The organism is Candidatus Amarolinea dominans, from assembly GCA_016719785.1.
In the GTDB taxonomy this organism is placed as follows: Bacteria; Chloroflexota; Anaerolineae; order SSC4; family Amarolineaceae; genus Amarolinea; species Amarolinea dominans.
This window is the reverse complement of record JADJYJ010000034.1, coordinates 155,915-169,666: the sequence shown is the minus strand read 5'-3', so window position 1 is coordinate 169,666 and position 13,752 is coordinate 155,915. Positions and strand designations below refer to the sequence as shown.

Here is a 13,752-nt window from a genome sequence, read left to right as displayed (position 1 = left end):
GACTTGCGCGGTTTGGGATGCCCTGAAAGGAGATCGCGCTCAATCTCCGATGCCATATGTTCGATCAGGCGGATCTTGTCGCGTGGCGACAGCCTTCTCGCCAGGTCGAACACCTCATTCAAAGTTGCTGTGCTTTGCATGGATCACCTTCTTCGCTGGAAAATGGTTCAAGTCTGGGTTCGACTACCTGATTTTACCCTAAGGTTCGTTTTCTGACAACCTCAGTGTTCTTGACGCTATGCTGCAAGCGGGAATAGACTTCATTCTTCCGCCTACGGAAACAGGCGCAATTCGTGACCGCTTGCAGTATAGGATGAGGATTGCCGAGGCCGGATTGCAGAGGTCAACGTGCAGACCGCGCATTGTTATACGTTCGTCATGACAAACTGCTTGACGAGGTCGCTGCCTTCCTGTATACTCTCGCTCGTAAGGTGCTTCGGTACTTTACGAGATCAGGGCAGAGGAGCGGGGGACTTCTGCCCTGGTTTTTTATTTCCAGGGTCCGCCTCTGACGCTTCACTCCACCGGCGACAACAGCCGCTGACTGCCGCTGCTCTCCGCGGCCCAGCCGTCGTACTTCTCATTCTTCACGTGCCACCAGCGCAGTCCGTCCACATCCACCGGCGCCTCGAGCAGGGCGAGCTTGGTTCCGCGCGGCATTTCGCGTAGCAACGTCGTATTCTTGCCGGGAAAGGACCGCAAAGCCACCCCATCGTGCGTGATCACCATGTGTCGCTAGCCTGCCGGCCGGGTCCACGGGAGCGGATCGCCGATCTGCGCGGTTGGCCAGACGGACGTGCTGTCCCTCGCCGCGACCCGCCGGCCTTGCCGCCCGCTGTCCGACACCCCACATTTCAACGGCAGCTTCCGTGTCCACCGGCCCTTCCTGCACCGTCACCTTGACGCCGGCGCCAAAGCGGCCCACGCGTGGGCCGCGCGTCGTCGCGGCATTGCGGATATTGACTCCCTGCGGCGCCACGACCACGCCGGCTGTCCCACGCGGGGTTGCCTCCTGGGTGGGGGTGGCGGCCGGCGTGGCTGTGGCGGTTGGCGCCCGCGTGGGTTGAGGGGTCGCGGTGGCGGTGGGCGGGGCGGGGGTGGGCGTCGGCCGCGGCTCGAAGCGGCCGCAGGCTAACAGCGGCCAGAGCAAAAAAAGAAACCAGGCGAGCAGCCGCCAACGCCGGCTCACAGGTTCGGCAGCATGGCGAAAGCAAGATATGCTGCCAGCGGGAATAGACTTCACCCTTCCGCCTACGGCAACAGGCGCAATTCGTGCCCGTTTGCAGTATAGAGACCGGGTCCCTGCGCGCAACCCGGTCTCCTGGAGCCTGGCATTATCCACCACTGACCTTCACCTTGTACCCCAGCTCGATCAACAGCGCGCCCGCGCGCTCGCGGTGATCGCCCTGAATTTCGATCTCCGGGCCTTTCTCGCCATCCTTGATCGTGCCGCCAGTGCCCAGGTGCCTCTGCAGGTTCTTGAGCAGCTCGCGCAAGGTGTCCGGGTTGTGCTGCAAGCCGCTGATGACGGTCACGGTCTTGCCCTTGCGCCGTTTGCGGTCACGCGCCACCGTGGCCGTCTGCTGCTTGAGCGGCTTTTCCGCCGCCTGCGGCGCGGGCGGCAGCGGCGCTGGCTCGGGATCTGTCGAATAGACGAGTTTACCCATCAGAGTGCAATGGCCTGGACCCAATACGTATGGCTGACGTCCTTGACCAGGTCGTACAGCGCCTCGGGGATCGGCTCATCGGTGCCCAGCACCATGATCGCTTCGCCGCGCGGGGTTTGGCGGCCGACGTGCATGAACGAGATGTTGACATCGGCGTCGCCCAGCATGGTGCCGATGCGGCCGATGATGCCGGGCCGGTCATGGTGACGCGTCAGCAGCAGGTGCCCCTGCGCGGGAAAATCTACCCAAATGTCATCCAGGCCCACAATGTGCGGCTCGTCCTGCACCAGCGCGCCGCTGACCTTGCGCGCGCCGCCGCCGTTCATCACCTGCACGCTAATCAGGTTGTCGTACTGTGACGTGCGCAGCGTCTTCTGTTCGCTGACGGCCAGCCCGCGCTGGCCGGCCAGCCGCATCGCGTTGATGATGTTCACGCGCACATCCACCACTGATTGCAGCATGCCCTTGATGACCGCGGCCGTCACCGAAGAGAGATCATATTCGGCCAGGGCGCCGCTGTAGGTGATCGCGCACGATTTCAGGTTCTTGCCGCCCAACTGCACCGCCACCCGTCCCAGGCGTTCGGCCAGGTTCAGATAGGGCGCCAGGAAGGGCAGATCGCGCGGGGCCATCAACGGCGCGTTGACCGCGTAGCGCGCCGCGCGGCCGGAGAGCACATCAATCACCTGCTCGGCCACATCCACCGCCACCTGATCCTGCGCCTCGACCGTGGAACCGGCGATGTGCGGCGTGATGACGACTTTCGGATGGCGCAGCAGCGGACTGTCTGGCGGCAGCGGCTCCTTTTCGAACACGTCGAGCGCCGCGCCGGCCACGTGACCGCTGTCCAGCGCGGCCAGCAGCGCGGCCTGGTCAATGATGCCGCCGCGCGCACAGTTGATCAGGCGCACGCCCGGCTTCATGCGCGCCAGCGCGTCCGCGTTGATCATCCTGCTGGTTTCCTCGGTCAACGGTAAGTGTACGGTGATGAAGTCGGCGCTGGCGACCAGGGTCTCCAGCGACACCAATGTGACGTTGAGATGGGCCGCCATTTCGGCCGAAATGTACGGGTCGTACGCGATCACGTCCATGGCCAGGCCCTGCGCCCGCCGCGCCACCTCCGCGCCGATGCGGCCCAGACCCAGGCAGCCCAGGGTTTTGCCGCGCACCTCGGTGCCCATGAAGCGGCTGCGTTTCCACTCGCCGGCGCGCAGCGAGGCATCGGCCTGCGCAATGTTGCGCGCCAACGCCAGCAGCAGCCCCACGGTGTGTTCGGCCACTGAGATGGTGTTGCCGCCGGGCGCGTTCGCCACCAGCACACCCAGGTTGGTGGCCGCGTCCAGGTCAATGTTATCCACGCCCACGCCCGCGCGCGCCACCACTTTGAGCTGCTTGCCCGCGCCAAGCACGGCCGCGCTGACTTTGGTCTCGCTGCGCACCAACAGGGCATCGTACGCGGGGATGATTTCGATCAACTCGGCCGGCTTGAGACCGGTGCGTACGTCAACCGTCAACCCGTGTTTCAACAGCAACTCAAGCCCGACCGCCGCCAGCGGATCCGAGACCAGGACCCGACCAGGGCCATTCGTTTTCAGCGTTTGCATGTGCGTTCAACAACCTCGTTGCAATGTTTTACATCGTTTTACATCTGCTCTGGCGCGCTCATGCCCATCAGGTGCAGCGTGCGCGCCAGCATCAGGCGGCAGGCGTCCACCAACTTGAGGCGCGCCTGACCGATCTCCGCATCGGCCGGATCGCTGGACATGACCCGACAATCGCGGTAGAAGATGTGAAAGGCGTTGGCCAGGTCTTGCGCATAGTAAGTCAGGTGATGGGGCGCCAGGTGCTTGGCCGCCAGCGCGATGATCTCCGGCAACTCCAGCATCTTGCGCAGCAGCGCCATTTCCGAGGCATGGTGCAGCAGGGTCACGTCCGCGGTCTCGTCAAGGACCACCTGCGCCTCGTGCGCGCGGCGCAGGATGCTGCAAATACGGGCATGGGCGTACTGCACATAATACACCGGATTCTCGCTGCTCTGCTCCGCGGCCAGCTTGAGATCGAACTCCATCTCACTCTCGGCCGCGCGCGTCAGCAGCAAGAAACGGACCGCATCCGCGCCCACCTCATCCACCACCTCGGTCAGGGTCACGATGTCGCCTGCACGCTTGGAGAGCTTGACCTCTTCGCCGCCGCGCTTCAGCTTGACCAGGGCATAGAGCGGAATCGTCAAGCGCGCCGGGTCCAGGCCCAGCGCCGCCATCACCGCTGCCATGCGCGGCACGTGCCCCTGGTGGTCAATGGCCCAGACATCAATCACCCGCTCGAAGCCACGGCGCACGAACTTGTCATAATGATAGGCAATGTCCGAAGCGAGATAGGTCGGCTCACCGTTGCGACGGATGATCACCTCGTCCTTTTCGTTGCCGGGAAATTGGCTGGCAGCAAACCAGAGCGCGTCATCCTTGTGATAGAGCAGGCCTTTGGCCTCGAGCAGCGCCAGGACGGTCTGGTAGGCGCCGTCACGGAAGAGGGAGCGCTCGGAGAACCAGCGGTCGAAGTGGACATCGAGGCGCGCCATGTCCGTGCGCAGACCGTCCAGGGCCATCTGCAGCGCCAGGTCGGTCAACTCAGTGATGGCCCGCTCTTCGGGCATGTCCAGGAACTGGCGACCGTGCGCCGCGGCCAATTGGGCGCCCCATTCCGCCAGGTAGGCGCCCTGGTAGCCGTCCTCTGGCAGCGGCCGGGCAATGCCCAACGCCTGCGCGTAGCGCGCCAGCAGGGAGGCGCCGAACTTGCGAATCTGATTGCCGGCGTCGTTGATGTAGAACTCGCGCTGCACGTCATAGCCCGCGCCGGTCATCACCCGCGCCAGGGTGTCGCCAAAAACGGCATTGCGCGCGCCGCCAAAGTGGAGCGGGCCGGTGGGGTTGGCGCTGACAAATTCCACCTGGATGCGGCGATTCTGGCCCTCCGTCAGCGTGGCCCAGGCCTCGCCCTGGCCGCGGATGTCATCCACCTGGCCGGTCAGCCAGTCGTGCGCCAGGTGAAAGTTGACGAAGCCGGGCGGCAGCGCACTAACGCTGGACAGGGCCGGATGCGCCATCTGCTGCACCTGCTGCGCGATGACCTGCGCAATCTGCAAGGGCGTCAGTTTGCCTGCGCCCTGCGCCAGGCGCGCCTCATTGACCGGCCGCACGATCTGCAGCGGCAGCGCCGTGGCCCAATCCCCCTGGTCCTTGCGCTTGGGCCGCTCGATCGGAATTTCAGGCAGGGCCAGCGTGGGCAGTTGACCCGCCGCCTGCGCCGCCTGCACCGCCGCGGCCACGACATCGGCGAGTTGTTCAGCGATTAGTTTCATTTAGTATCCTTCAGTGTCCTTCAGTGTCCTTCAGTATCCTTCAGTACGCTTCAGTCTCCAGCCAATTTGGCCCCACTTCGACATCCACCTTGAGCGGGATGCAGAGGGTAAAGGCATTGCTCATCACCTCGCGCACGAGGGCGACGGCGCGGTCAATCTCAGCCTCGGGCGCTTCCAGCACCAACTCATCGTGGACCTGCAAGATCATGCGCGCGCGCAGCCCGGATTCCTGCAGGCGCTGCGCCAGGCGAATCATCGCCAGTTTGATGATGTCGGCCGAGGTGCCCTGGATGGGCGCGTTGATCGCGGCTCGTTCCAACCCCTGGCGCACGTTGAACGGCGTCTTGGCGCTGGGCGCCAGTTCGGGAAAGTAGCGCCGCCGCCCCAGCAGCGTCTCCACATAGCCAACCTGGCTGGCCTGCACGCGCAGGCTGTCCAGATAGGTCTTCACCTGGGCATAGATCGTGAAGTAGCGGCTGATGAACTCCGTCGCCTCACTGGTCGTCATGCCGGTCTGCTGCGCCAGGCCATAGGCGCCCTGCCCGTACACCAGCCCAAAGTTGACCGTCTTGGCTCGCGCGCGCATCGCTTTGGTCACCTCAGCCAACGGCACGCCGTAGACCGCGGCGGCCGTGCTGGCATGAACGTCTTCGCCGCGCTCGAACGCGCCGAGCAGATTGGGGTCGCGGCTGGCGTGGGCCACGATGCGCAGCTCTACCTGCGAATAGTCGGCTGCGATGAGCTGCCAGCCCGTTGGCGCAATGAACGCGCGGCGCACCTGGCGCCCGATCTCGGTGCGAATGGGGATATTCTGCAGATTTGGGTTGGAGCTGGAGAGGCGCCCGGTCTCCGCGCCGGCCTGGTTGAAGCTGGTATGCACGCGGCCCGTGCGCGGGTTGATCAGGTTGGGCAGCGCCAGCACGTAGGTGGACTGCAGCTTGCCCAACTGCCGATATTCCAGGATCTTGTCAATGATCGGATGCTTGCCCGCCATCCCCTCCAACACCCCGGCCGTCAGGCTGATCTTGCCGGTGGGGGTGCGCGCCAGGCTGGTGGCGGGAATCGCCAGCTTGCCAAACAGCACGTCGGCCAACTGCTGCGTCGAGTTGATGTTGAACGCCAGGCCGGCCAGCGCGTGAATTTCCTGGATCAGCAATGTCAGCCGCTGCGCCAGATCGAGCTCCATCCGCTTGAGGAAGGGAACATCCAGCAGCACACCGGCCCGTTCGATGGCGCAGATGACCGGCACCAGCGGCATCTCCACCGTGTCGAACAGTTCGGTCTGGCGTTTCTGCGCCATCTCGGTCTGCAGCAAAGGCACCAGGCGCAGCGTCATGTCCACATCGGCGCTGGCGTAGCGCGCCACCCTGGCCGGCTCTACCTGGTCCATGGTGATCTGCGCCTTGCCCTTGCCGATCAAGGCTTGGATCTCTGTCATCGCGATGCCCAAGCGCGCCAGCGCCTGATCTTTCAGGCCCAGGTTGTGCGAGCTGGGTTCGCATAGCCAGGCGGCCAGCATGGTGTCCCAGGCCAGCCCGTTGACCGGCATCCCCGCTTCGTTCAGCACGGTCATGTCATAGGACGCGTTGTGCGCGGCTTTGGCGACGCTGGGATCAGCCAGCAGCGGCCCCAGCACCCGGCGCAAGGTCCCGATCGGCAGGCCCACGGCTTGGGTTTCGGCCACGCTGGCGCCTGACCGCGTCATCTCCGCGTCTGGCATCACGGCAAACAGCGGCAGATCAGACGTTTCACGTAGGACGGTGCTGGGCGGCGGATTGTCGAGCGCGACCGCGGCATAGGCGCCGTGCCCTTCGGCCCACGAGAGCGCCACGCCCACCAACTGCGCCTGCATCGGATCGGTGCTGGTGCTTTCCACATCGAAGGCCACCAGCGGCGCGGCCCGGCACAGGGCCACGACCTCCGCCAGTTCGCTCTCCGTCGTGAGCAGCCGATACGCCACGCCGGCCTGCGCTTGGTCGTCAGTGACTGCGGCCGGCTCGGCCTCCGCGGGCGCCGTCTCGCTCTGCGGCAGGCGCTCGATCAGGCTCTTGAATTCCAACTCGCGGAACAGGGCCACCACGCGGCTGTGATCGAAATCACGCGTGCGGCACGCGTTCAGGTCCAGTGTGACCGGCAGTTCGGTGATGATCGTGGCAAGCTGCCGCGCCAGCGCGATCTGCTCGAGGTGGCCGGCAATGGCCTCCCGCGCCCGCGGCGGCTTGGCCTCAGCCAGGCGGGCCAGCAGATTGTCCAGCGTGCCAAAGGTTTGCAGCAGGGTGGTGGCCGTCTTCTCGCCGATGCCTGGCACGCCCGGAATGTTGTCGGAGGTGTCGCCGACCAACGCCTTGTAGTCAATCACCTGCGACGGCGTCAGGCCATAGCGTTCCGTGACCGCGGCCACGTCGTAGATCGAGGTTTTTGGTTTCGGCCCGCCGGCCGTGTAGCGCACGCGCACATGCTCGTTGACCAACTGAAACAGGTCGCGGTCGCCGCTGACCAAGATGGAGTCTACGCCCTGCGCGCTGGCCTGGCGCGACAACGCACCGATCAGGTCGTCTGCCTCGTACCCTTCGATCTCGAAGATGGGAATGTTGAGCGCCTCGACCACCTGGCGGATGCGCGGCACCTGTCTGGCCATGTCATCGGGCATCTTCGCCCGCGTGCTCTTGTAGCCCTCGAACTGCTCATGGCGGAAGGTGCGCCCCACGTCGAAGGCTACCGCAATGTAATCGGGCTTTTCATCCGCGATGACGTTGAGCAACATCGAGGTGAAGCCATACACGGCATTCGTCTGCTCGCCGTGGCTGGTTGCAATCTGCAGCGGCACGCCGTAATAGGCGCGAAAAGCCTGCGAGTAGCCGTCAATCAATACTAGCGTGGGCAATTTTTGCTGGGTCATGCTCACTTTATTTTTTCCCACGCCACAGCGCCGCTGCTCAGCAGTTCCTTGACCTGGGCACTTTCCAGGATCGAGGCCGTGAACTTCATGCTGCGGTGGGCGTCGAGGCGAAATTCGCCGGTGTTCAGATGAAGGTGAACGTTGTCGCTGGTCTTGTTGATCAGGCGAATCATGTCGGCCGGTTTCCAGGTCGGGCCGGTGGTTTTTGGTGCCATTCTATCCTCACTTGGTGTCGAACGGTTGTGAGCAGCGCAGGGGAGCGCGGGTTCTGGGGGCCAGAGAATACGCATGACGCACTGGGTCAGCACGGTGCATTGTACCATGTAATGCCGGATGGTCAAACGATGGCCCACACAGTGACGCAGGCCGGCCTTGAAGGAAAAGCACCACCTGTGGTAAACTGTTGATCGTCGCCGCCGCTACCTGGCGGGTTCTTGACGATGATGAGATTTGGATGATAGGGGAGGCAGGAGATTTATGATCGTGGATTCGATCGTTGTCGGCGCGTTGCAGGTTAACTGCTATTTCCTGGGCTGTGAGGAGACACGTGAGGCTGTTGTGATTGATCCGGGCGACCAGGCGAACGATGTGCTGCGTGTGTTGACCAAACATCAGTGGCGCCTGACGCAGATCGTCAACACCCACGCCCATTTCGACCACATCATGGGCGTACGCGACCTGAAGGCCGCGACCGGCATGCCCTTCTACCTGCATCAGGCCGATCTGCCCTACGTGGCCGACATGCGCCAGCGGGTCATGCTTTGGCTTGGCTTCGACCCCGGTGAGCCGCCCACCGTGGATGGCTTCCTGATTCCGGGCACTACCGTGACCTGGGGACGCCAGGCCCTGGAAATGCGTTGGACGCCCGGACATTCGCCGGGCAGCATCACCTTTGTGGACCACGCCGGGCGCCGGGCCTTCGTAGGCGATGCGCTTTTCGCCGGCTCGATTGGGCGCACCGACTTGCCCGGGCGGCAACCACCGCCAGCTCCTGGACGGCATCCGCCAGCAGATCTTCACCTTGCCGGATGATTACGCTGTTCTGCCTGGGCACGGGCCGGCCACCACCGTGGGCCGTGAGAAGCGCACCAACCCCTTCTTCTCCGACCTTGCGGATGACTCCGGGGCCGATTGACGATGTCCAACCACGGTGGTCAACTCATCGTACCCGCGGCGATGCAGGCGGAGATCATCGCCCACGCGCGCGCGGGCTGGCCTGAGGAGGTGTGCGGCATCCTGCGCGGCCGCGACGGGATCGTCACCGGCCTGCTGCCAGCAACCAACGTGGCCGCGGACCGCCGCTTCAACTACACCGTGGATCCAACCATCCTCCTGCGCCAGTTCGATTTCGAGGAGGCGGGCGAGGAGATGATCGCCATCTATCATTCGCACCCGTCGTCGCCGGCCTACCCGTCGGCCACCGATGCGCGCCAGGCCACCTATCCCGACGCGGTCTACCTCATCTGCTCGCTGCAACAGACGCAGGCGCCAGTGCTGCGCGGCTTTCGCCTGCACACGCTCCCCTACGACGGCGCCGCCAGCGACTTTCCGCTGCACCCCGTGCGTGGACGTGACGATTTCTGGGCCTATCAACATCCCGAACCAGATGCTTTCTACCTTCTGCGTCTGAACCTGCCAGAGGCTGGGTTCCGTTGGCTCCAGGTACGCATCGCCGAGGTCACGCTGCGTTCCTCGTAGACTCGTCCGCTACGGCTTTTCCCAACCTAACGTGCGCAGAAAGACCAGGTCCTTCTTGCCCAGAACCGCCCGCGCCAGCAGATCAGGGCGGCGGGCCAGCGTGCGGCGCAGACTTTCGTGGCGACGCCACTGCGCCACGCGGCCATGATGACCCGAAAGCAGGATTTCCGGCACATGGTAGCCCCGAAACGACGGCGGCCGGGTGAAGTGCGGATATTCCAGCAGGCCCGTGGCGTGCGAATCCTGCGCCGGCGCAGCTTCGAAGCCGAGCGCGCCTGGCAGCAGGCGCGTGACCGCATCCACGATGACCATCGCCGCCAACTCGCCGCCCGACAAGACATAATCTCCAATGGAGATTTCATCTGTCGCCAGGTGCAGGCGCACGCGTTCATCCACGCCCTCATAGCGACCACAGATCAGGGCCAGGCGCTCATGGCCCGCCAGCTCGGCCGCCACGCGCTGATCGAACGGCCGGCCCTGCGGCGAAAGCAGGATGATGGGGCAGGGCGCGGGTGTGCTGATGAACAGCGGCTCCTCCTCAGTCGCTTGCGCCGCGTCCCCCCTGGTCCGCGCCCGCCTGCCGCGCGGACATCTCCAGCGCCGCTTCCACCGCGCGAAAGATCGGGTCAGGCTTCATCACCATGCCGCCGCCGCCGCCATACGGATAATCATCGGTAACTTGGTGCTTGCCCTCGGCAAAATCGCGGACATTGTGCGTCTGCACCTGGATGATGCCCGCGCTCAGCGCCCGCGCGATGATACTGTCACTAAACGGCCCCTCGAACATGGCCGGAAACAGGGTAAAAATATCAAAACGCATGGACGCCTTCCTTTATCACTTATGGGTAACTGCTCAGTCAGGCAGCCCGGAGTGCCCCCCTGCCCCCCAATCCTGGGGGGAAAAGCATTCGGCTCCCCCAGGATTGGGGGCAGGGGGGGCCGCCTTGCGCCTGCCCGCGTGGGCGACCGCAAGGGTGCGCCCCTACAAATTGACAAGATACGGAGAAGCCCTCAGGGTCCGAGCAGACCCGCGAACCATTGCTCTTCCAGGCCGGCCAGGGTGCCGTCGGCTTGCAGGTCGTTCAGCGCCTGGTTGACCTCGACCAGCAGCCGCCGCGCCTTGACCGGCAGCGCAATGACATACGGTGCGCTGGTCAGCGCCGGGCCGACGATGCGCGCCGTGGCCTGCTGACCGACGAATTGACGCGCGGTCACGCCATCCACCACAGCCGCGTCCGCGGCGCCATCCACCAGCGCTTGCAGCGCCTCCGCGGGCGTGGCAAAAGTGACGAGGGTCAGCCCGGGGATGCGCTGGCGCAGGCGCCGCGCCTCAGCGTCAGCGTCCGAACCGAGTTCCACCGCCAGTTTGCGGCCGGCCAGGTCCGTGGTGGCTGCGATGGGCGTCGCGGTGATCGTCACCAGGCGCAGCCCGGCCTCGAAGTACGGCTGCGAGTAGGCAATATCCTTGGTGTAGCGCGGTTCCAGCGGCAGCGCGGAGATGATCGCGTCCACACGCCCGGCCCAGATGGCGTCCAGCAGGCCATCGAAGCCGATGGACTCGAACTGCACGCGCACGCCCCAGCGTCGCGCCAGGCCGGCCGCCAGATCCGCATCGAAACCAACGATCTGCCCGCTGGCGTCCAGGCTCTCGAACGGCGGAAAACTCGGATCAACCCCCACCCGCAGCACCCCCAGGTCACGGATGCGCTGCATAGAACGATCCTCGTCCGGCCGCAAAATCAACACCGCCGCAATTCCCACCACCAGGAGAATGATGAATGCTGAATTAGGAATTCTGTCCTTCATGCCTTCATGCCTTCATGCCTTCGTGCCTTCGCGCTTCGTGCCTTCGCGTCACTTCGCGCCTTTGTGCTCCACGCCTTCGTGATACGCCTGCAGCTCCAAATAGATCGGCTTGGGCACAAAGTCGGACGCGACGAAGGTGAAATAGTCCTGGTACGAGCGCGTGGGGGCCGGGTAGCGAAACGCCCACAGGCACAGGGCCTGCAGCCAATCCCACTGGCCGACCAGATCGAACGCCTCGAGGGTGTTCTGAATGCGCTGCGCCGGGCGCACGGCCTTCGTCCACCGCGGGTGATCGTTCCAACCGGCTTCGGTGATGATGATCTTCTTGGCGCCGTCGCCGTTACGCACCATCACCGCGCGCAGCAGCTCCACACGACGGAAGTTGACCACGTCGCTCGCCGGCGGATCATTCGCGTCGAAGACCCAACCGTAGGCATGGGCGGCCAGGATGTCGAAAAAGGGCGCCGCGCCGGCATCGTACATCTGCTGCAGGTAGACCAGGTCATCCAGGCCGTAGGCCGAGCCGGCGGGGGCCAGCGTGGGCGCCAGCGCGCCGCCCAGTACCTGCACATCAGGGTCGGCCGCTTTGGCCTGCGCGTAGCTGACCTTGAGCAGCTCGGTGTACGCGGCCGCATCCACCGGGCGGTAGCCCCATTCCAGCGCCAGGTTCGGCTCATTCCAGATGATGAGATAATGCACGCGGCCCTTGAAATGACGCACGAACTCGTAGACGTAGCGCCCAAAGTCAGCGTAGTGTGCCTCGCCCAGGTACAGAAAAGTCGTATCGAGCGGCCGCGCCCAGGTGGGCACAAAGCCCAGGCGGGCGATAACGGTCAGCCCTTGCGTGACCGCATGATCCACCACCAGGTCCGCGTGCGCCCAGTCGAAGCGTCCCGGCGCCGGCTCATGATAGGCCCAGGGGAAGTATTCGACCACCCAGGGAGCGCCCATCTCGCGCACCATCTGCAGCGTGCGCTTGATCTTCCACGGCTCCACCTCGTCCGTCAGGCGGGTGTGCATGCCCATCTTCGGGGCGACGGTATGCACAGTCTGCGGTGGGCCAAGCACAACCAGCGGCTGTGGCGGCGCGGCCAGGACAAGAATGACCAGACACAAGAGTATGCCGCGCAGGAGTGCGCGCGGCTTGAGTGGGTATCTTCTCACGCCGCGCATTATACCCGGCGCGGCTATCTTTTCAATAATCCGGGGTAGGGGCATGGCCTTGCGCCTGCCCGCGTGGGCGACCGCAAGGGTGCGCCCCTACAAATGCCCGCGTGGGCGACTCTCGACCGCTTCTTTAGGGCAAGCCGCTGACTTGTGCTATACTAGGCGTTACCCTACCCGGAAGGAGGAGATGAACAGCCTTCATGCGAGTGTTGATTACCGGCGGCGCCGGTTTCTTGGGGACAGCGTTGGCGAACCGATTGGTCGAGTTGGGGCACCATGTGCGCGTGTTGGATGACCTCAGCGCCGGAGATCCGGCACGGCTGTCGCCCCGGGTGCTCTTTACACGCGGTGATGTGCGTGATGTGCCCAAGCTGTGGTCGCTGCTGCAGAGCGTGCAGTGCGTTTTTCACCTGGCGGCCCGCGTCTCTGTGCCCGAATCGGTACTTTATGCCCGCGACTACAACGACGTCAACGTCGGCGGCACGGTGGCGGTCATGGAGGCGATGCGCGATGTGGGTGTCGCGCGGGTCGTGCTGGCCTCGTCGGCCACGATTTACGGCGTGCAGGCCAGCCTGCCCCTGCACGAAGCCATGCGTCCGAACCCGCAGGTGCCCTACGCGGTCGCCAAGTTGGCCGCCGAGCACTATGTGTTCACCCTGGGCGCGTTGCACCACATCGAGACAGTAGCCCTGCGTATTTTCAACGCCTATGGCCCCGGTCAACGCATTCCACCGGTGCATGCACCGGTGGTGCCGCAGTTGCTCAAACAGACGCTCGCCGGCGGCTCCCTGGTGGTTTTTGGCAACGGCCAGCAGACGCGTGATTTTGTCTATGTGGATGATGTCGTCTCCGCGCTGGTGGCAGCCAGCCAGGCGCCTGACGTGAACCGTCAGATTATCAATGTCGGATCTGGGCAGGAAACCACGATCAACGAACTGATTCAGGCCATTGCGGCCGCGGCTGGGCGTGCGCCTGAGGTGCTCTACAACGATCACGAGACCGGCGGGGTCGTACACATGGTGGCGGACCTGCACAAGGCCCAACATTTGCTCGGCTATGCCCCCAGTGTGACTCTGCCGCAGGGGCTGGCGCAGCTCCTTGAAAAGGACCCACGCGTGCAACTGTCCCATGCCCCTCACCGCGGTTTGTCATGAGGT

At 64.5% G+C, this 13,752-nt stretch carries 13 protein-coding genes and 1 pseudogene; 4 read left to right on the top strand and 10 right to left on the bottom strand.

Annotated elements, in window-relative coordinates; all coding sequences use genetic code 11:
* Both IPM84_26750 and IPM84_26745 read right to left on the bottom strand, forming a co-directional pair.
* A partial coding sequence (locus IPM84_26750) for a hypothetical protein (GenBank protein ID MBK9096291.1) occupies positions 1-140 on the bottom strand: 140 nt, incomplete at its 3' end.
* Between the two features lie 376 nt (positions 141-516).
* Positions 517-729 (bottom strand): SH3 domain-containing protein, encoded by a 213-nt coding sequence (locus IPM84_26745; protein MBK9096290.1) that lies wholly within the window; start codon positions 727-729, stop codon positions 517-519.
* 140 nt (positions 730-869) lie between these two features.
* Here IPM84_26745 and IPM84_26740 point away from each other — a divergent pair, with 140 nt between their 5' ends.
* Positions 870-1,067 carry a hypothetical protein gene (locus IPM84_26740; protein MBK9096289.1) on the top strand — a complete coding sequence of 66 codons (198 nt, stop codon included), beginning with the start codon at positions 870-872 and terminating at the stop codon, positions 1,065-1,067.
* A gap of 267 nt (positions 1,068-1,334) precedes the next feature.
* Here the strand turns inward: IPM84_26740 and IPM84_26735 are convergent, their stop codons facing one another.
* From IPM84_26735 to IPM84_26715, 5 genes are read right to left on the bottom strand one after another with little or no spacing between them, the layout of a single operon-like run.
* The gene (locus tag IPM84_26735) at positions 1,335-1,667 is read right to left on the bottom strand and encodes a stress response translation initiation inhibitor YciH (protein ID MBK9096288.1); all 333 of its coding nucleotides are present in this window, start codon (positions 1,665-1,667) and stop codon (positions 1,335-1,337) included.
* Positions 1,667-3,271, bottom strand: a complete 1,605-nt coding sequence (locus tag IPM84_26730) for a phosphoglycerate dehydrogenase (protein MBK9096287.1) — start codon at positions 3,269-3,271, stop codon at positions 1,667-1,669. The genes IPM84_26735 and IPM84_26730 overlap by 1 nt, the downstream gene beginning before the upstream one ends.
* A gap of 38 nt (positions 3,272-3,309) precedes the next feature.
* Positions 3,310-5,025 (bottom strand): arginine--tRNA ligase, encoded by a 1,716-nt coding sequence (locus IPM84_26725; protein ID MBK9096286.1) that lies wholly within the window; start codon positions 5,023-5,025, stop codon positions 3,310-3,312.
* A 40-nt stretch (positions 5,026-5,065) separates the two neighbouring features.
* Positions 5,066-7,924 carry a DNA polymerase I gene (gene polA / locus IPM84_26720; protein ID MBK9096285.1) on the bottom strand — a complete coding sequence of 953 codons (2,859 nt, stop codon included), beginning with the start codon at positions 7,922-7,924 and terminating at the stop codon, positions 5,066-5,068.
* Between the two features lie 2 nt (positions 7,925-7,926).
* Entirely contained in the window at positions 7,927-8,139 is a 213-nt protein-coding gene (locus IPM84_26715; protein ID MBK9096284.1) for a hypothetical protein, read from the bottom strand.
* 268 nt (positions 8,140-8,407) lie between these two features.
* Between IPM84_26715 and IPM84_26710 the strand changes: the two genes are divergently transcribed.
* Positions 8,408-8,956, top strand: a complete 549-nt coding sequence (locus IPM84_26710) for an MBL fold metallo-hydrolase (protein MBK9096283.1) — start codon at positions 8,408-8,410, stop codon at positions 8,954-8,956.
* 105 nt (positions 8,957-9,061) lie between these two features.
* Positions 9,062-9,622 carry a M67 family metallopeptidase gene (locus tag IPM84_26705; GenBank protein ID MBK9096282.1) on the top strand — a complete coding sequence of 187 codons (561 nt, stop codon included), beginning with the start codon at positions 9,062-9,064 and terminating at the stop codon, positions 9,620-9,622.
* Between the two features lie 9 nt (positions 9,623-9,631).
* On the opposite strand, the pseudogene trmD reads toward IPM84_26705, so the two are convergent.
* The 3 genes and pseudogenes from trmD to IPM84_26690 form a co-directional block, all read right to left on the bottom strand.
* Positions 9,632-10,442 (bottom strand): annotated as a pseudogene (gene trmD, locus IPM84_26700) (tRNA (guanosine(37)-N1)-methyltransferase TrmD).
* 191 nt (positions 10,443-10,633) lie between these two features.
* Positions 10,634-11,428, bottom strand: coding sequence for an amino acid ABC transporter substrate-binding protein (locus tag IPM84_26695; GenBank protein MBK9096281.1), 795 nt, complete (start codon positions 11,426-11,428; stop codon positions 10,634-10,636).
* 48 nt (positions 11,429-11,476) lie between these two features.
* The gene (locus IPM84_26690; protein ID MBK9096280.1) at positions 11,477-12,601 is read right to left on the bottom strand and encodes a beta-galactosidase; all 1,125 of its coding nucleotides are present in this window, start codon (positions 12,599-12,601) and stop codon (positions 11,477-11,479) included.
* Between the two features lie 194 nt (positions 12,602-12,795).
* Between IPM84_26690 and IPM84_26685 the strand changes: the two genes are divergently transcribed.
* Positions 12,796-13,749, top strand: coding sequence for an NAD-dependent epimerase/dehydratase family protein (locus tag IPM84_26685; GenBank protein MBK9096279.1), 954 nt, complete (start codon positions 12,796-12,798; stop codon positions 13,747-13,749).
* The last annotated feature ends 3 nt before the right edge of the window (positions 13,750-13,752 follow it).